Origin of the sequence: Halomonas sp. DQ26W (assembly GCF_003339685.1) — a bacterium.
In the GTDB taxonomy this organism is placed as follows: domain Bacteria; phylum Pseudomonadota; class Gammaproteobacteria; order Pseudomonadales; family Halomonadaceae; genus Halomonas.
The window spans coordinates 35,410-52,568 of the sequence record NZ_QPKI01000010.1 but is presented as its reverse complement, the minus strand read 5'-3'; the positions used below and the strand labels follow the sequence as shown (position 1 = coordinate 52,568).

The following is a 17,159-nucleotide window of genomic DNA, read 5'->3' as shown; positions in this document are numbered from 1 at the left end:
AGGAGTGATAGTCAAATGGAAGCGCCCGCTCACACAGGAACGGGCGCATGCATTCTAGAGAGCTACAGCGCCACTTGCAAGGACGCTACTGCCAGGATGCGCTCAGGCCCGGCTGCCACGTCGCTGACGCACGGCTTCGAACAAGCCGATCCCCGCCGCCACGGAGACGTTCAGACTTGAAACGCTACCGGCCATGGGCAACTTGATCAACGCATCGCAGGCTTCTCGGGTCAGACGACGCATGCCTTTTCCCTCGGCCCCCATGACCAGCGCAACCGGGCCGGTGAAATCGACATCGAACAGTCCCGTTTCAGCCTCGCCAGCGGTGCCCAATACCCAGACACCAAGCACCTTGAGCTTAGCCAGGGCGCGTGCCAGGTTGGTTACCTGGTAGACCGGGACACTTTCCGCCGCGCCGCTGGCAACCTTGCGTACCGTGGCGTTCAGGGGCGCCGACTTGTCCTTGGGCACGATCACGCCGTGAGCGCCAGCGGCATCGGCACTGCGCAGGCAGGCACCGAAGTTGTGCACATCGGTCACCCCGTCCAGCACCAACAGCAGCGGCGGCTCCTCTAGCGGCCAGGCTTCCAGCTTGAACCACAGCGAGGCTTCGCTCTCGGCACTCAGCGGTGGACAGAACGCGACGAACCCCTGATGAGCCGCGCCCTGCGCCAGGCGCTCGAAGTCATCGCGAGGCCGCACCATGACGCGTGCGCCTCCCCGGCGAGCCAACTCGACAAGCTCGGCCAGGCGCTGTTCGGCATCACCCTCCTGCACCCAGAGCTCTCTGGGCGTCTCACCGCGGTCAAGCAGCGCCCGAACCGCATGCACACCAAAGACGGCATCGAGGCCACCCGGCACCCCACCCCCACGCTGAGCAGGCCGCTTGCTGCCGTGGCGCTCCCGGGTATCGGGGCGCCACCCCCTGCCCTCTTGTCGAGAGCCCTGGCGCCTGCCCATCAGCTACGCGCCTTGGGCTTGCGCGGACCGCGGCGACGCTTACCGCCTTTGCCCTTGCCGCCCTTGGCATCATCCTTGCCAATCTTGACATCACCTTTACCGCTGCCGCCAGCCGACGCTGTGGCGCTGTCCGGCTCGCTGGCACCCCGCCGCTTGCGCGGCTGTCGCTTGGGGCGCGGCTTTTCGTCCTCCAGGGCGAAATCGATCTTGCGATCATCAAGGTCGACACGTGCCACCTGCACGGTGACGCCATCGCCGAGCCGGTAGCTCATGCCGGTACGCTCGCCCTTGAGGCGGTGCTTTTCCGGCTCGTAGTGGTAATAATCAGAGGGCAGCGAGGTGACGTGCACCAGGCCTTCCACATACACCTCATCGAGACGCACAAAAATGCCGAACTGGGTCACCGAGGCGATGGTTCCCTCATAGACCTCGCCCAGCTTGTCGGACATGAACTCGCACTTTAGCCAGTCCTCGACGTCGCGGGTGGCGTCATCGGCGCGACGCTCGGTCATGGAGCAGTGTTCCCCCAACCCCAGCATCTGCTCAAAGGTATAGGGACACCACTTGCTGGGCGGCTCCACCTTGCCGCCTTCGGCGCGCAGCACCGTGGCGGTCTGGCGCGGCCCGCGAATCACCGAGCGGATGGCCCGGTGGACCAGCAGGTCCGGATAGCGGCGGATTGGTGAGGTGAAGTGGGCATAGGCCGGATAGGCCAGGCCAAAGTGGCCTTCATTGTGAGGCGAATAAACCGCCCGGCTCATAGAGCGCAGCATCACGGTCTGGATTACGTCGGAATCGGGGCGATCCTTGATCACCTCGGCCAGGTCGCGGTAATCCTCGGGGCTCGGGTCGTCTCCGCCGCCCAGAGAGAGCCCCAGTTCGTTAAGGAACAGGCGCAGCTTGTCCAGGCGCTCCGGCGAGGGCTTCTCGTGGATACGGTACAGCGCCGGCAGATCATGCTTGTCGAGGAAACGGGCGGTGGCCACGTTGGCCGCCAGCATGCACTCCTCAATGATCTTGTGGGCATCGTTGCGCGAACGCGGCACGATCTTCTCGATCTTGCGCTCATCGTTGAAGAGTATCGCCGTCTCGGTGGTCTCGAAATCGATGGCGCCACGGGCCACGCGGGCTTCACGCAGCAGCCGATAGAGCGAATGCAGGTTCTGCAGCGAGGGCACCAGGGCGCGGTACTCTTCGCGCAGCGCATCTCCGTCGTCGTTCTCCTCGTCGAGGATGGCGGCGACCTTGTTATAGGTCAGCCGTGCATGCGACTGGAAGACCGCCTCGTAGAACCGATAGCGACTGATGGCGCCGGACTGGGAGATATTCATTTCGCAGACCAGCGCCAGCCGATCGACGCTGGGATTCAGCGAGCAGAGGCCGTTGGAGAGCAGCTCAGGCAGCATGGGCACGACCTGGCCGGGGAAATAGACCGAGTTGCCACGGGTAATCGCCTCCTCGTCCAGGGCGCTGCCGGGGCGCACGTAGTGGGACACGTCGGCAATGGCGACGAGCAGCTTCCAACTGCCCGACTTGGTCTTCCAGGCACAGACGGCGTCGTCGAAATCCTTGGCTGACTCGTCGTCGATGGTAACGAACGGTACGTCGCGCAGGTCGATGCGATGCTGCTTGTCGGCGTCTACCACCTCGGCCGACATTCCGGCGATCTGGTCCTGCACGTCCGGCGGGAACTCCGAGGGGATCTCGTAACTGCGGATGGCGATATCGATCTCCATCCCCGGATCCATGCGCTCACCGAGCACCTCGACCACCTCACCGACCGGCTGCACCCGGGTCTCGGGCTGCTGGACGATCTTCGCCGAGATCACCTGACCATCCTTGGCGCCGCCGCAGGCGCTGTGGGGGATGATCACTTCCTGGGTGATGCGCGGGTTCTCCGGAATCAACACGCCGAACTCAGTGGTATTGGCGCGGTAGACGCCGACGATGGTCTGAGTGTTGCGGGAGAGCACCTCTGCGATCGTCGCCTCGTCGCGCCCTCGACGGTCGCGACCACTGACCCTTGCCAACACGGCGTCACCATGAAATACACGACGCATCTGTCGGGGCGGCAGCACCAGGTCCGGCTTCTTGCCGTCGTCGCGCAGCAGAAAGCCGAAGCCGTCACGGTGGCCAAGCACCTTACCCTTGATCAGGTCCAGCTTGTCTATCAGCGCATAGGCACCGGCACGGTTGCGCAGCAACTGGCCGTCGCGCTCCATGGCGGCCAGCCGACGTCGCACCGCCTCCTGGAGATCCTCGTCGTCGAGGCCCAGCATGCGGCTCATGGTTTCATGGGTGACCGGCTTGCCGTGCTCTTCCATTCTGGCCAGCAGGTATTCGCGACTGGGTGCGGGGTTGTCGTACTTATGGGCCTCGCGGCTGGCGTGCGGGTCGTCGCTGAGCGTCCAGTGATTCATGCGTGGGGCATCCTTGGCAACGTCGGGGACGGCGTTCTCGAGAGGGCGCAGGCAATGCGCCGCGGGTGTAGGGTGTTGCTATTAGGGTCTATTGTCATGCGCGCAGTATAGCGCCGGCGAGGTAACTACCCAACCATGGTGGTGCGATCCGGTCATACATCGGAAACCCGCGACGCAATCGCAGATGGTTTCATACGGGTCAGATGTAGTAGAGCAGCAGCGTAGCGGTAAGCAATACGGCCACCCAGAGCACCATGCTACCGGTAGGCGAGGTGCGCGCCAGAATGCCCTTGGGGCCGTGATAGCGCAACGCCTGGGCGAAGATGCGGCCCAGCGGCCAACGCATGGCAGCTAGCAGGTTGCGCCATGCGCTCGTGCCGTGGCGGTGGATTAACCCGACGGCGTGCGGGGCTGCCACACGATAGAACCAGTCCGTGTCGAGGGTGATCTTGTCCTTGGGCGCCATGAATTTCAGCAGGACGAAAAAGACCAGGCCGACGAAGGAGAGCAGCTGCAGATCCCAGAACACATGGGCTAGCGTATAGGCGTTATAGCCGACCGGCTGATGCGGCAGCATCTGGTACAGCCACTGCGGATACACGCCGATGAAAATGCAGAAGAAAGCCACGATCCCCATGGCAACCAGCATGTTGGCCGGCGCTTCACGGGGGCGCAGCCCACTGTCGCGCCCCATGAAGACGAACCAGGGCAGCTTGAGGCCCACGCTCAGGAAGGTGCCTGCCGATGCCAGCGAGAGTACCAGCCAGACAAATGCCGCCTGATGGTCGGCATAGGCCTCGAGGATCATCGTCTTGCTGACGAAGCCGCTGGTCAGCGGCAGCGCAGAAATCGAGAATGCCGCGATCATGTAGAAGACGAAGGTCAGCGGCATGTGGCGATACAGCCCGCCCAACTCGGTCAGCTTCGCGCGTCCGGTCATCTGGATGATGGCCCCGGCACTCATGAACAGCAGCGCCTTGTAAAGAATATGGGTGAAGGCATGGGCCGCGGAGCCGTTGAGGGCCATGGCGGTGCCAAGGCCGATGCCGGCCACCATGAAACCGACCTGGCTGACAATGTGGTAGGCGAGCAGCCGACGGATGTTGTTGGCCAGCACCGCATAGGTTACCCCCCATAGGGTCATGAGCGTCCCCAGCCAGACCAGCACTTCGGCTTCGGGAAACCCCCGTATCAGGGTGTAGACCGCCGTCTTGGTGGTAAAAGCACACAGGAACACCGCTCCGGTCACCGTGGCCTCCGGATAGGCATCGGTGAGCCAGGCGTGCAGGGGCGGCACGGCGGCGTTGATCATGAAGCCAAGCAGAATCAGCCAGAATGCGGGGCTCCCGGTCTCGATGGCGTCGAAACTCAGGCTCCCGGTCTGAGTGTAATAAATCACAATGCCGGCCAGCAGCAGCACTCCGCTCACCGCGTGCACCAGCAGGTAGCGAAAGCCGGCCGCCAGCGAAGCGGCCCGGCGGTTGCGCCAGATCAGCCAGACCGAGGAGAGCATCATCAGCTCCCAGAAGACATACAGGGTGACCAGGTCGCCGGCAAACACGACTCCCATAGCCGAGCCGGCATAGATCAAGGCGGCCACGTGCTGGATGGTGTCGCGCACATGCAGAGCATAGATGGCACCGACCAGGGCCATGATGGCGAATACATGGGCAAAGACCAGGCTCAGCGGGTCCACCCGCCCCAGGGTCATCTGCATGTTCAGGAATTCAAAGCTGGCATAGGCTCCTGGAGCGCTGCCGAGCACTGCGACGAGGGCCAGCGTGGGCGCGGCAAGCAGCATCAGCTTCTGCACCACCCCACGTAGAAACGACACCAGCAAGCCACCCAGGATCAGCACCAGGGAGGGGGGTAGCCACTCGATGAAAGGCCAGTTGATCACGAACCACTCATGCATGACAGCTGCTCCCTCAATGGTTGGCTAAATCCAGCTCGGCTCAAGAGAGGTCGGCTCAAGAGAGGTCGGATCTACTGCGTTCCTCAGCAGCATCTTCGAGCGCCCGGTAGGGCGCCAGCTCGTCGTCGTAATACGCCTCCCGGCGATAGACCAGCCCCAGGCCCAGTGCCTTGGCCAGGCCGATGAGACTCAGGCATGCCAGCACCCCGAACAGGGCGCCGCCCCCCCCCCAGGACTCCCAGACAAAGCGGTCATAGCCGGCAGGGGAAAGCAGGTCGGCGATAACCAGCCCCGCCATGGCGGCCAGTACCACCCTTTTCAGCCATCTGGCATGGCGCACCAGCAGGTCGAGCAGTTTGACAAGCATGTGTCCCCCCTGTGGATCCGTATCAGTTGACGAAAAGGTTGCCCAGCATGGCGCGAAGCGGGTCCGCCGCCAGGAACAGCGCCATGCAGCCCAGCGCCGTGATGCACAGAGACACCACGCACAGCAATGGTGCCTCCCGGATGCCGCCCTGCCCCGCGATCGCATCCTTTGGGGGCATCAGAAACGCCCTCACTACCGGCCTCAAGAGATAGGCGATATTGAGCAGCGTACTCAGCATGATCACCAGGACCATGAGGAGCTGCCCACTGTCGGCCGCCCCCAGCACCAGATGCCATTTGCTCCACAGCCCGCCCATGGGAGGTGCGCCGATTACCGCCAGCGCCCCGAGCAGGAAGGCGCCCATGGTGAAAGGCATGCGTCGCCCGAGGCCGTCCATCTCGCTGACATTGGTCTTCTTGCTGGCCACATAAATCGCGCCGGCACAGAAGAACAGGGTGATCTTGCCAAAGGCGTGCATGACGATATGCATGCCGCCCCCGATGGCCGCAAACTCATGGGCCAGCATCGCACCGAGCGTGATATAGGAGAGCTGACTGACCGTGGAGTAAGCCAGCCGGGCCTTGAGATTGTCCTTCTGGATCGCCACCAGAGACGCCGCCAGCAGGGAGAAGGCAGCGATATACATCAGCAGATCCGCACTCCAGAGCTCGCGGAGGTAATCCTGCCCGAAGATGTAGGTGCTCACCTTGAGTATGGTGAAAACCCCGGCCTTGACCACCGCCACGGCGTGCAGCAAGGCGGACACGGGCGTCGGCGCCACCATGGCGGCAGGCAGCCAGCGATGAAACGGCATCAAGGCAGCCTTGCCGATACCGTAGACATAGAGCAGCAGCAGCAGCCCCCCCAGGCCATGGCCGACGTGACCTTCCATGATCCCGCCTTCGGAAAAGCTCAAGGAGCCGGTCAGCCACCAGGTAGCGACGATGGCCACCAGCTGGAAACCAATGGACGTGCCCAGCAGCAGGCCCAGATAGGTGCGCGCCCCTTGCTGGGCTTCGCGATTGCCCTTGTGGGCTACCAGCGGATAGGTGGAAAGCGTCAGCACCTCGTAGAAAATGAAAAGCGTGAACATGTTCTCGGCAAAGGCAACGCCCATTACCGAGAACAGGGCCACAGCGAAACAGGCATGAAAGCGCGTCTGCTTGCTCTCGTTGGCGCCACGCATGTAACCGATGGCGTACAGCGAGGTGATGATCCAGAGACTGGAGGCCACCAGAGCGAAGATCATGCCGAGGGGCTCGACCTCGAAGGCCATGCTCAGGCCCGGCAGCAGCTCGATCAGCGTAATGGCGGGTCGCTCGCCCGCCAGCACGGCCGGCAATATCTGCAGCACCGTGATGAAAAGCAGCGCGGCGATGGCCACCATCAAGCCATCACGAAGATTCGGGCGGCGGCCGCACAGCGCAATCAGCACTGCCCCCAGGGCCGGGATGGCCAGGGTGAGCGGAATGGCCACTGCGGCTTCCATGAGCGGGAACGGACTCACGGGTAACCTCCCATCAATGCCTCGGCGGCACGCTCGGCCAGGCCCACCGGCAGGGATGTCTCGATACCGAAGTAAAGGCAGGCCAGCGTGAGAAACCAGGTGGGAAGAAGAAGCGACAGAGGCGCTTCACGAACCTTGATGCGCCTGAGCGGAGGGCGGAAAAAAGCCACTTCCACCACCCGCCAGACGTAGAGCAGCGCCAGCACCGAGGTCCCCAGCAGGAACACGGCTATCGGCCATAGCCCGCCGTCCAGGGCCGCAAGAATCAGATGCCACTTGGTGACGAAGCCCGCTGTCAGCGGTACACCGATCAGCGACAGCCCGGCAATGACAAATGCCGTCATGGTCCACGGCATCCGCTGCCCGGCCCCCGTCATGTGAATCAGCGACACACCGCCGAGCCGATAGGCGATGCAGCCCAGCGCCATGAACAGCGCCGCCTTGGTGATCGCATGATTGAAAAGATGCAATACCGATGCCATCAGCCCCAGGGTGCTGGCAAAGCTGATGCCCAGGATGATGTAACCCACCTGGGCCACGCTGGAGTAGGCGAACATGCGCTTTATATTGGTGTGGAAGATGGCCACGATGGAGGGAATCAGGATGCCAAGCATCGCCAGCGGCATCAGCAGCAGATTCATTTCGAGCTCATTGAAGCTCAGCTCATGGCCAAACACGCCGAAGATGAAGCGCATCAGCACATAGATGGCCACCTTGGTTGCCGTGGCGGAAAGGAACACGGTGACCATGGATGGCGCATAGGCATAGGCATTGGGCAGCCACAGGTGCAGGGGAAAGAGTGCCAGCTTCAACGAGATGCCCACCACGATAAAGGCCAGCGCAGCACGCACCGTCCTGGTGTCGTTGACTTCCGGCAGCCTCGCGGCCAGGTCCATCAGGTTCAGGGTGCCGGTCATGATGTAGAGAAAGCCGATGCCGATGAGCAGGAAGGTCGTCCCGATCGTCCCCATCATCAAATACTGATAGGAAGCCATCACGGCCTGTCGCTCGCGACCCGTGGCGATGAGCGAGTAGGATGCCAGAGCGGCAATCTCGAAGAAGACGAAAATATTGAAGGCGTCACCGGTGATGGCGATCCCCAGCAGCCCGCAATTGGCCAGCAGGAAGGCGGCATAGAAGTAGCCATGCTTGTCTTCCCGGACCTCGCTCGCCACGCTCTGCCGTGCAAAGGGCATGACCACCGCGCTGATGAAGCTGATCACCAGCAGCACCAGAATATTGACCGAGTCCACCCTGTATTCGATCCCCACCGGCGGCAGCCAGCCGCCCATGTGGTAGGTCACGACTCCTTCCGCCTGGACGCGGACCAATAGCATCAGAGAAATGGCCAGACTGAGCCAGCTGACCAGGGTAGCAGTTGCCCAGGCAGCGCGTGGCGAGCGCGCCATGAGCATCACCAGCGGTGCCGCCAGCATGGGCAAAATGACCTGAAAAGCCGGCAGATGAAGCTGAACCAGCCCCATCACTCGGCCTCGTCCTGTGCGTGGATCTCGTCTTCTTCGATGGTGCCGTAGAGCTCTTGAATGCGCACCACCAAGGCGAGGCCTACGGCGGTCAGGGCCACGCCGACCACGATGGCGGTCAGGATGAGCACATGCGGCAGAGGGTTGGAATAGTCGCTTACGCCCTCAACATAAATCGGTGCGGTACCGCCATCCAGCTTGGCCAGACTGATGAAGAAGATGAACACAGAGGTCTGGAAGATATTCAGCCCAACGATCTTCTTGATCAGGTTGCCCTGGGCAATGACGATGTAGAATCCCACCATCATGAGAACCACAACCACCCAGTAATTATAGAAGCCGATCCACTCCATTATTCCCGCTCCCGGCCGGCAAAGGCGTAAAACAGGGTGAGGGCAACGGCAGCAACGGTAATGCCCACGCCCAGTTCGATACCGATGATCCCAAGGGTTTCGCCCGCCTGATCGTTCGCCAGCAAGACCTTGTATTCCAGGAACTGCCCGCCCAGCAGGATGCAGGCCAGACCGATACCGATATAGAGCAGCACGCCGAAAGCGGCCAGAAGGCGAGTTGCTTCAGGCGGTATGGCCTCCTGCGCCACATCCAGACCGAATATGAGGCTGAAGATGATGAAGCCTGCGGAGAAGATGATGCCTGCCTGGAAGCCGCCTCCAGGGCCGTACTCGCCATGAAACTGGATATACAGCGCGTAGATCACGATCAGCGGAATCATGATCTTGGTAACGACCCGCAGCACGATGTGATGTTTCACGAACGGCTCTCCCTGCTGCTGGGGTTCTTCTGGCGTCGCTTGCGCTGTCGGGCCCGGCCGCTGCCGATTACCAGGATCACCGCCACGGCGGCGGTGAGCACGACCACGGCTTCGCCCAGGGTGTCCAGACCCCGATAGCTGGCCAGCACGGAGGTCACCATATTGGGGATGCCAATTTCCTCCACCGAGTACTGGGTGAAATGCGGCGCCAGGTAGGTATGAGCGGGAGCCCGCGGATCACCGACCTTTGGCATGTCCAGGGTGCCGTAGATGAGAGCCCCACCCGTGATCACCACTACCACCAGAGCCAGCAAGTTCTGGCGCGTAATGCGGACTTTTTCTTCACTGGTGGTCAACGCCAGAGTGGCCAACATGAGAATTATCATGATCCCGGCTCCGACGGCCGCTTCCGTCAGAGCAACATCAACGGCGTCGAGCATCACGAACAGCGAAGCCGCCAGCAGACTGTAAATGCCAGTAAGCATGATCGCCGCGAAGAGGTTGCGAATCCTCACCACGGCAATCGCCACCAGGGCCATGAAGGCAAGCAGCAAGAGGTCGATCAGGGCTTCGATGAGTCACCCTCCTTGTCGGACCGCCAGGGGGATAACTTGCATTGGCGCGCTGTCTTGGTCAGTGCATGGCTGGCGGCAGGCGCCGTGAAGAACAAAAACACCAGGGTGAACAGCAGCTTGGCGACCACCCCAAAGGAATCAGCTTGCAGCATCAGGCCGCCGAGAATCAGGATCATGCAGAGGGTATCGGTCATCCCGGCCGCCTGGATGCGGGAGTAGAAATCGGGAAAGCGCAGCAGGCCAACGCCGCTTATCACCACCAGTATGGCGCCACAGAGCAGCATCAGTCCGCTAATCAGGTCCAGGACCAGGCTCATGGCGGCTCCTCCTCTCCGTGTCTGCGCGACGCACCGAAACGACCGGACTCGAAGAACCGCAGGACAGCCACGACGCCGATGTAGTTAAGCAGCGCATAGACAATGGCAATGTCGATAAACTCGGGACGACCGACGATGAAGCCAAGCAGGGCAATGAGCAGCACCGTAAGGCTGCCGACGACGTTCACCGCAAGCAGCCGGTCGAAGAGCGTCGGTCCGATGTAGGCGCGGATCAGCGCACAGCCCAGGCTGAAGAGAACGGCCAGTGCGATGGCAACCAGCATCAGGGGTCCCCCTCGAGCCGCGTCACCCGCCGGTCCATTTCACCGCTCAGAACGCCCTGCTCCAGCTCTTCGGTCAAGGCGTAGAACCAGACCTCCCGCTCGCGGACATAGACGGCCACCGTGCCAGGTGTCAGCGTGATGGAGTTTGCGAGGAACACCCTGCCCAGATCGGTTTCCTGAGTGGTGTCCAGGCGACAGATTCGAGGGCTCAGGCTCTTGCGGCCCAGGACAATGTGACGGGCCACCACCAGATTGGCCTTCACCACCTCCTTCAGCAGCCAGGGCAGGTACTTGACGATGGGAATCATCAGATGGATGGGATGCCCCTCCCGATCCAGTATGCGCATGCGATATGCCAGGTACACCGTGAGGGCAACGGATACAGCGCCCAGCGGGACCAGAATGGCATGGGTCAACTGCCCGGAGAGAAGCAACCAGATAACGGCCATGATGCCTGTCAGGCTGAGGGCGTACTTGAGCACATTGAGCCCCTCTGGTAACCGTGGGAGTATCAGCGCATAAGTTGAATTCATCCTGCCTGATTAAACCGCTATATGGCACGCCGCCTGATTAATACTTTGTGCTTATAAAGCCCCGCGGCCTGATCCATATCATTGTTGGCGCCTCGGCTGACTAGGGATCGGCACCGGCAGCCACCACAGACGCCGTTCATGCCCCCCCCCAGGCGCCGGGCGAAAATTTGACCGCTACTCTTGCATTGAGCCACAGTTTGGGTAAGATACGCCTCGCCTGCCCAGATGGCGGAATTGGTAGACGCGCTAGCTTCAGGTGCTAGTGTCCGTAAGGACGTGGAGGTTCAAGTCCTCTTCTGGGCACCATCGCTATCTCCGGAGAATGTGGTCGGGTAGGCGCCCAAGCTGTTTGTCACTTCAAAAGTCCCGTGTTCGCCCAGGTGGCGGAATTGGTAGACGCGCTAGCTTCAGGTGCTAGTATCCGTAAGGATGTGGAGGTTCAAGTCCTCTCCTGGGCACCATCCCAGGGCTCGCGAACACGACGACAGCATGATGCGCCCAGGTGGCGGAATTGGTAGACGCGCTAGCTTCAGGTGCTAGTATCCGTAAGGATGTGGAGGTTCAAGTCCTCTCCTGGGCACCACTGCTTTTCACAAGCACGCCGCGTCATGCAGGTTGCATCGTTATCGAGAACGATGCACGAGAGTGACCCAAGAGACCGCGACGAATCGCGGTTTTTTTGTGCCTGCCAATCACTGCCGGCTTACTGGAACCGCCCCGGCAGCCGCGCCACCTCTTCCAACGCCCATCCCTCGGCCACCACCTCCCCCTCCAGCACCTCGGCGACCTCTTCGGGCAGGCGTGGGAAGAAGTTCAGACCGGTGCGCACCTCTACCTCGTCGATACTCACCAGGTAATCGTCCAGCGGCTCGTCGCCGCGCACCTCCTGGGGCATGATGAAGGCCAGTGCCCGTGGCTCCTCTGCCGGCACCACGATGATCTTGTAAAACGCCTCGGGAATTTCCACCAGACCGACCCGGTTGGTCACGTTGTCGAGAAATCGCTCAGGGAATACCGGTCCGGTGATCACCTGCACGACACCGAAGCGCGGCACAAAGTGATCGATCACCACCTCTTCCAGGCGTTGCCAGAGACGACGATTGAGGTCCGGCCTCTGGGGCGAAATATTACTCATCAGGAAGGACTGCTGTTGCGCGTCGCGACCATGCACCACTGCAATGGCATGGTTGGGTGCCAGGTGCCCCCGGTCGTAGCCGCTGCCGGAGTAACTATTCGCAGCAACCGGCCAGAGCGTGCGCCAGTCGCGACGGAAACCGGGCCTGGGGCCGGCGAGCGGGTCGTCCATCTCATGCAGCAGGTAGCTTACCCACAGCGGATTGACCCGGATGTCGGACCAACCGACGAGAAAGCCGTCGTTGCGCAGGACACGATGGACGGTCAAGGGGGTGAGGCTTTCCCAGGTGGGCACACCCATCCAGCTCAGCTGGTCGCGGTATCCCTGCTCCTGGCTGTACCAGAGTCCGCTGCCAACCAGCACGAAGACAAGCGTAATACCAAACTGGCGGGTGCGTGAACGCCAACCTGACAACGACGAGCGGCGCCGCCTGCGGGAACGTGCTAGGGCCATGAGTCGATCCGAAAGGTGCCACTGCCGGCACGCATCGGCACCGGCACTTAGTGTTCAGGTACTTGGGTGTTCAGTTACTTGGGTGTTCGCGCAGCAGGAGGGCGATCCCGGGTTACCAGCCCAGCGAAAACATCGTTTCGAGATCGTGCCGGGAATGAACCTGCATGGCATTGAGGGTTTCCGTATCGCGAATGCCTTCGACGGCATTGAGGCGCTCGGTGACCAGCTCCGCCAGGCTTTCGAAATCGCGCGTACGGGCGATTGCCACCAGATCATAGCGGCCGCAGGTCGAATAGACCTCGCTGATACCCTCGACATCGGCAAGACGCTCTGCCACCGCCTTGACCTGGCCCTTGTCGGTGTTGATCAGGATCACGGCATTCTGCATCGGGAACTCCCCCTGGAACTGGAACGTCCTGCGGCAAGCGCATCGCCGCGACCTGGCGCGAGTATAGCAGGCTAGCGGTGTCGACAGAATCGGCGCAGGCATCGAACGCCATGCCCGCTCACAGACAGGGGGGCAGGAATATCACCGGATAGCCAACGAACAGCGTGGCGCCTGCCGAGAACAGGTAGATGCCCGCGGAGACATTACCGAAGTAGCACTCACGCCGAACCGATGTCCTGCGCGCTGCCAACACCGCGGCCCAGCTCAACAATAGTAGTAAAGCCATGGCGCCTAGCGTCGCCAATCCCACTGCGAGGTTGATGCCGGTCCACATGTCGCGCAAGGGGTCGGGGGGCGCCACCGCGCAGGCCACCGACAGCCCGCCATAGATTGCCACGAACCAGATGCTCCAGATGGTCAGGCCGCCTACCAGCTGAATGGGGTGGGTCAGACTCAGCAAGTGCTTCATGACGCCCCTCCCAGCAGGGTCGGCATGACCCAGATGGCCACGAACAGGGTCCAGTAGACCACCAGATTGTAGTGCCACAGGCGCAGCACCACGACCGGCTCCATGGGCATCTCGGCGCTGACGAAACCATAGCCGACCCGCAGCCCTTGCAACAGGCACAGGATGGCGCCAAGCAACGCATGGATCAGAACGTAGACCAGCGCCACCAGCAGCGTGGCGTCGTGAGCACTCTCGATGGGAGCCAACTCCGCCTGCCAGATCACAATACCGATCAGTGCCGATTGCAGCACCCCGAGTACGCCGATCAGATACATACCACCGCCGAGCCCCACATCGTTGCGTCGACGCAATCGCCGCACCAGCTTCGAGAGCACGAACGCCCCCAGGGTCAGGGCCGCGCCCGCCAGTACCAGCAGCGGCATCGAGAGCGGCGATGATTCCGGCATCTGCCACTCCGGAGCCACGGTCCACAGATAGAACCAGCCGAACAGCAATGAGAGATAAAGAGAGCCATTGGCCAGATGGGAAACCGACATGGTCCATACGCCAGGCCCGTTCATGGTGTGAAAGTGCAACGGCGGCTCACTGGGCTCCAACGTAGCATCGGGCGCCACCTTGGGATGCGCGCCGTTTTCCCACGACCAGCGCAGCAACAGCACGACGGCCACCAGAGCCGCCAATGCTGCAACCCAATAGACCCGCACCAGCAGGCTGATGCACACCACCGCCAGAGCCAGTGAAGAGAACAACGGCCACCAGGAGTTGCTGGGGAGATGGATGGTCTCGCGCAGCTTGCCGGTCAGCGCATCGCTGCCCCAGGTCTCGCGCCGGCCATGCTCGATATTCGCCAAGCCATGCTGCCCTTCATAAATGGTGCGCGAAAGCTCAGGCTCCTCCCATAGCGGATGACGCGTCTCGACCTTGGGCAGGCTGACGAAGTTGTAGGGTGTGGGCGGTTTCGGCATGGCCCACTCCAGGGTGTCGGCGCCCCATGGGTTCTGCGGCGCCTTCTTGCCGAAGCGGAAGTGCAGCGCGATATCCAGGATCAGCAGCGCCACCCCGGCGGACATGATGAACCCGCCCACCGAGGAAATCAGGTTGTAGATATCCCAGCCCATGGCCGTGTCATAAGTGAAGACACGCCGCCGCATGCCCAGCAGCCCGGTCCAGTGCATGACTAGGAACGTGACATTGAAGCCGAGAAAGATCAGCCAGAAGCTCCACTTGCCCAGTCGCTCCGAAGGCATGCGCCCCGATACCTGGGGTAGCCAGTAATAGAGACCAGCCATCAACGGGAACAGCATGCCCCCCACCAGCACGTAGTGCATGTGGGCCACCACGAAATGCGTATCGTGTACCTGCCAGTTGAACGGCACCAGGGCCAGCATCACCCCGGTCAGCCCGCCCAGTACGAAGATCACCAGGAAGCCGACGATCCATAGCATGGGCAGCGTCATTCTCGGCCTGCCCAGCCACAGCGTGGAAAGCCAGACGAATATCTGTATGGCGGTGGGAATCGCCACCAGCATGCTTGCCGCCGAGAAGAAGGCCAACGCCAGCTGAGGGATGCCCAGGGTAAACATGTGGTGCACCCACAGGCCGAAGCTAACGAAGCCCATGATGATGATCGCCGCCACTACCCAGCCGTAGCCGACGATGGGGCGACCGGCGAAAACCGGAATCAATGTCGAGACGATGCCCGCCCCAGGCAGGAAAATGATATAGACCTCGGGATGGCCGAACAGCCAGAACAGGTGCGCCCAGAGCACCGGATCGCCCCCGCCGGCCACATCGAAAAATGGCATCCCGGTGGCGCGCTCCAGCTCTAGCAGGATGCTGCCAAGAATCAGCGGTGGGAAACCGACCACGATCATCAGCGCCATGGCCAGGATGTACCAGGCAAACAGCGGCATCTTGTGCAATGCCATGCCCTGGGTGCGGGTACGCAAGATCGATACCACCAACTCCACCCCGGCGGAGAGCGCCGATATCTCGACGAAGGTGATGCCCAGCAACCAGAAATCCGAACCCGGCCCGGGCGAGTATTCGCCGCTGCTAAGCGGGGTATACATGAACCAGCCGCTGGCCGGCGCCATCTCCAGAATCAGACTGGAAAACAGGATGATGCCGCCGAACAGGTAGCAGAAATAGCCAAAGGCGGTCAGGCGAGGACAGACCAGGTCGCGGGCGCCGAGCATCTTGGGGATCATGTAGATCGCCAGCCCCTCGAGGATGGGGATGGCGAAAAGGAACATCATCACCGTGCCGTGCATGGTGAAGACCTGGTTATAAACCTCGGGCGACATGAAATTGTTGTCGGGGAAGGCCAACTGAGTACGAATCAGCATGGCCAGCAGGCCACCAATCAAGAAGAAGATCGCCCCGGTCACCATGAAACGCAGGCCAACGGTAGTGTGGTTCACCACGGTCAGCGCCCTGAGCCCTTTCGGGTTACCCCAGACCTCCTGCATTCCCTTGTGTAACCGCTGGACCTCAGGCGTCAGGGTCGCATCCTTGATATCGCTCATGGTTCCATCGTCTCCAGCCAGGCTCCGATATCCTGAAGTGTCTCGGTATCGATATGGTTATGAGGCGGCATCCGGTTGCCGGGCTTGAGTGTCTGGTGGTGCTGCAGCCAGTAAGCGATGGCACCCTCCTCCATGGGCAACACACCGGCCCCCAGGGTGGGGCGGGAACCGATGTCGGTCAGGTCGGGACCAACGATGTCGTGAGCCACGCCATCGTCGACGAGCGCCTCGGGGAAACCTGCAACCGTATGACAGGCCGCACAGTGCTCGCCGAAGGCGCGAACCGCATCGGCTTCATCACCGATCGGCTCGGGCGGTGAACGCCGCTCGGCCAGCCAGGCATCGTAGTCGTCGCGCTCCAGCGCCTCGACATGCAGTAGCATGCCGGTGTGCTGGGCGCCGCAGAATTCGGCACACTGGGCCCCGAAGACCCCGGGTTCACTGGCTTCGAGCCGTATGGTGGAGTGACGCCCCGGCACCATGTCGCGCTTGCCGCCGAGACGGGGGATCCAGAAGGAGTGGATCACATCCGCGCTGGTAAGGCGAAAGTCGACGGGCTCGCCGGCCGGCATCACCAGTCGATTGGCGGTGACCACATCGGGCTCGTCCTCCTCGCCGGGGTAGCGTATCTCCCACCACCACTGGTGGCCGACCACCTCGATGCGTTCGGCCTCACCCTCGGGCAGCGGCAAGGGCAGCATGCCGCGACCGGTCGGCGCAGCAAATACGAGGAGTGCTACGATGCTGACCACAGGCAGCAAGACGCCGCCACCGAGCACCCAGCGCAGCATGATGCGTTGCTCCTCACGCGGCGTTCGCTGCGGCTGCTCGCGGCGCCGGAAGGTATAAAGCCAAAGTGCGAAAACTACGAGGGCAACCACCACGCTGAAGAACAGCATGGCCCACCACACCCAGAACTGGTGACTTGCCGCCGGCCCGGCCGGATCCATGATCGACATCTCGCCGGCACAGCCTGCCAGCAGCCCCAACAACGGCAACGGCAGCGGCAAGCCGCACCATGAGGGTCGGCGGGAGCGGTTGACCCGATGGCG

The 17,159-nt window shown here is 62.0% G+C and carries 17 protein-coding genes and 3 tRNA genes; 3 read left to right on the top strand and 17 right to left on the bottom strand.

Annotated elements, in window-relative coordinates; translation table 11 throughout:
- Positions 1-102: 102 nt before the first annotated feature.
- The 12 genes from rlmB to DU490_RS07195 form a co-directional block, all read right to left on the bottom strand.
- Positions 103-960, bottom strand: a complete 858-nt coding sequence (gene rlmB / locus DU490_RS07250) for a 23S rRNA (guanosine(2251)-2'-O)-methyltransferase RlmB (protein ID WP_114573648.1) — start codon at positions 958-960, stop codon at positions 103-105.
- Positions 960-3,380, bottom strand: a complete 2,421-nt coding sequence (gene rnr / locus DU490_RS07245; RefSeq protein WP_114573647.1) for a ribonuclease R — start codon at positions 3,378-3,380, stop codon at positions 960-962. Before rnr ends, rlmB begins: the two co-directional genes overlap by 1 nt.
- A 199-nt stretch (positions 3,381-3,579) precedes the next feature.
- Entirely contained in the window at positions 3,580-5,295 is a 1,716-nt protein-coding gene (locus tag DU490_RS07240) for a Na(+)/H(+) antiporter subunit D (RefSeq protein WP_114573646.1), read from the bottom strand.
- Positions 5,296-5,350: 55 nt separating this feature from the next.
- Complete coding sequence (locus tag DU490_RS07235) at positions 5,351-5,662, bottom strand: hypothetical protein (protein WP_114573645.1); 312 nt, start codon at positions 5,660-5,662, stop codon at positions 5,351-5,353.
- 22 nt (positions 5,663-5,684) lie between these two features.
- Positions 5,685-7,169 carry a proton-conducting transporter membrane subunit gene (locus tag DU490_RS07230; protein WP_258801444.1) on the bottom strand — a complete coding sequence of 495 codons (1,485 nt, stop codon included), beginning with the start codon at positions 7,167-7,169 and terminating at the stop codon, positions 5,685-5,687.
- On the bottom strand, positions 7,166-8,653 hold the full coding sequence (locus DU490_RS07225) for a monovalent cation/H+ antiporter subunit D family protein (RefSeq protein WP_114573643.1): 1,488 nt from the start codon (positions 8,651-8,653) through the stop codon (positions 7,166-7,168). The genes DU490_RS07230 and DU490_RS07225 overlap by 4 nt, the downstream gene beginning before the upstream one ends.
- Positions 8,653-9,006: a cation:proton antiporter subunit C gene (locus tag DU490_RS07220; protein WP_114573642.1), complete on the bottom strand. Its 354-nt coding sequence runs from the start codon at positions 9,004-9,006 to the stop codon at positions 8,653-8,655. The genes DU490_RS07225 and DU490_RS07220 overlap by 1 nt, the downstream gene beginning before the upstream one ends.
- Positions 9,006-9,425 carry a Na(+)/H(+) antiporter subunit B gene (locus DU490_RS07215; RefSeq protein ID WP_114573641.1) on the bottom strand — a complete coding sequence of 140 codons (420 nt, stop codon included), beginning with the start codon at positions 9,423-9,425 and terminating at the stop codon, positions 9,006-9,008. The genes DU490_RS07220 and DU490_RS07215 overlap by 1 nt, the downstream gene beginning before the upstream one ends.
- Complete coding sequence (locus tag DU490_RS07210; RefSeq protein WP_220270466.1) at positions 9,422-9,979, bottom strand: DUF4040 domain-containing protein; 558 nt, start codon at positions 9,977-9,979, stop codon at positions 9,422-9,424. Before DU490_RS07210 ends, DU490_RS07215 begins: the two co-directional genes overlap by 4 nt.
- A gap of 8 nt (positions 9,980-9,987) precedes the next feature.
- Positions 9,988-10,317 carry a monovalent cation/H(+) antiporter subunit G gene (mnhG, locus tag DU490_RS07205; RefSeq protein ID WP_114573640.1) on the bottom strand — a complete coding sequence of 110 codons (330 nt, stop codon included), beginning with the start codon at positions 10,315-10,317 and terminating at the stop codon, positions 9,988-9,990.
- Positions 10,314-10,601, bottom strand: coding sequence for a monovalent cation/H+ antiporter complex subunit F (locus DU490_RS07200; protein ID WP_114573639.1), 288 nt, complete (start codon positions 10,599-10,601; stop codon positions 10,314-10,316). The genes mnhG and DU490_RS07200 overlap by 4 nt, the downstream gene beginning before the upstream one ends.
- Complete coding sequence (locus DU490_RS07195) at positions 10,601-11,134, bottom strand: Na+/H+ antiporter subunit E (RefSeq protein WP_114573638.1); 534 nt, start codon at positions 11,132-11,134, stop codon at positions 10,601-10,603. The genes DU490_RS07200 and DU490_RS07195 overlap by 1 nt, the downstream gene beginning before the upstream one ends.
- A gap of 219 nt (positions 11,135-11,353) precedes the next feature.
- On the opposite strand from DU490_RS07195, the gene DU490_RS07190 reads away from it, so the two are divergent.
- The 3 genes from DU490_RS07190 (at position 11,354) to DU490_RS07180 (ending at position 11,717) form a co-directional block, all read left to right on the top strand.
- Positions 11,354-11,440: transfer RNA gene (locus DU490_RS07190), tRNA-Leu, on the top strand.
- A 68-nt stretch (positions 11,441-11,508) separates the two neighbouring features.
- Positions 11,509-11,595: transfer RNA gene (locus tag DU490_RS07185), tRNA-Leu, on the top strand.
- A gap of 35 nt (positions 11,596-11,630) precedes the next feature.
- Positions 11,631-11,717: transfer RNA gene (locus tag DU490_RS07180), tRNA-Leu, on the top strand.
- A gap of 120 nt (positions 11,718-11,837) precedes the next feature.
- On the opposite strand, the gene DU490_RS07175 is transcribed toward DU490_RS07180, so the two are convergent.
- The 5 genes from DU490_RS07175 to coxB all read right to left on the bottom strand — a co-directional run bounded on the left by DU490_RS07175 (position 11,838) and on the right by coxB (position 17,117).
- Positions 11,838-12,722, bottom strand: a complete 885-nt coding sequence (locus DU490_RS07175) for a DNA/RNA non-specific endonuclease (RefSeq protein WP_114573637.1) — start codon at positions 12,720-12,722, stop codon at positions 11,838-11,840.
- A gap of 112 nt (positions 12,723-12,834) precedes the next feature.
- On the bottom strand, positions 12,835-13,110 hold the full coding sequence (locus DU490_RS07170) for an Lrp/AsnC family transcriptional regulator (protein ID WP_043510462.1): 276 nt from the start codon (positions 13,108-13,110) through the stop codon (positions 12,835-12,837).
- Positions 13,111-13,228: 118 nt separating this feature from the next.
- Positions 13,229-13,579: a hypothetical protein gene (locus tag DU490_RS07165; protein WP_114573636.1), complete on the bottom strand. Its 351-nt coding sequence runs from the start codon at positions 13,577-13,579 to the stop codon at positions 13,229-13,231.
- On the bottom strand, positions 13,576-16,107 hold the full coding sequence (gene ctaD / locus DU490_RS07160) for a cytochrome c oxidase subunit I (RefSeq protein ID WP_114573635.1): 2,532 nt from the start codon (positions 16,105-16,107) through the stop codon (positions 13,576-13,578). The genes DU490_RS07165 and ctaD overlap by 4 nt, the downstream gene beginning before the upstream one ends.
- Positions 16,104-17,117 (bottom strand): cytochrome c oxidase subunit II, encoded by a 1,014-nt coding sequence (gene coxB, locus DU490_RS07155; RefSeq protein ID WP_258801440.1) that lies wholly within the window; start codon positions 17,115-17,117, stop codon positions 16,104-16,106. The genes ctaD and coxB overlap by 4 nt, the downstream gene beginning before the upstream one ends.
- Positions 17,118-17,159 lie beyond the last annotated feature (42 nt).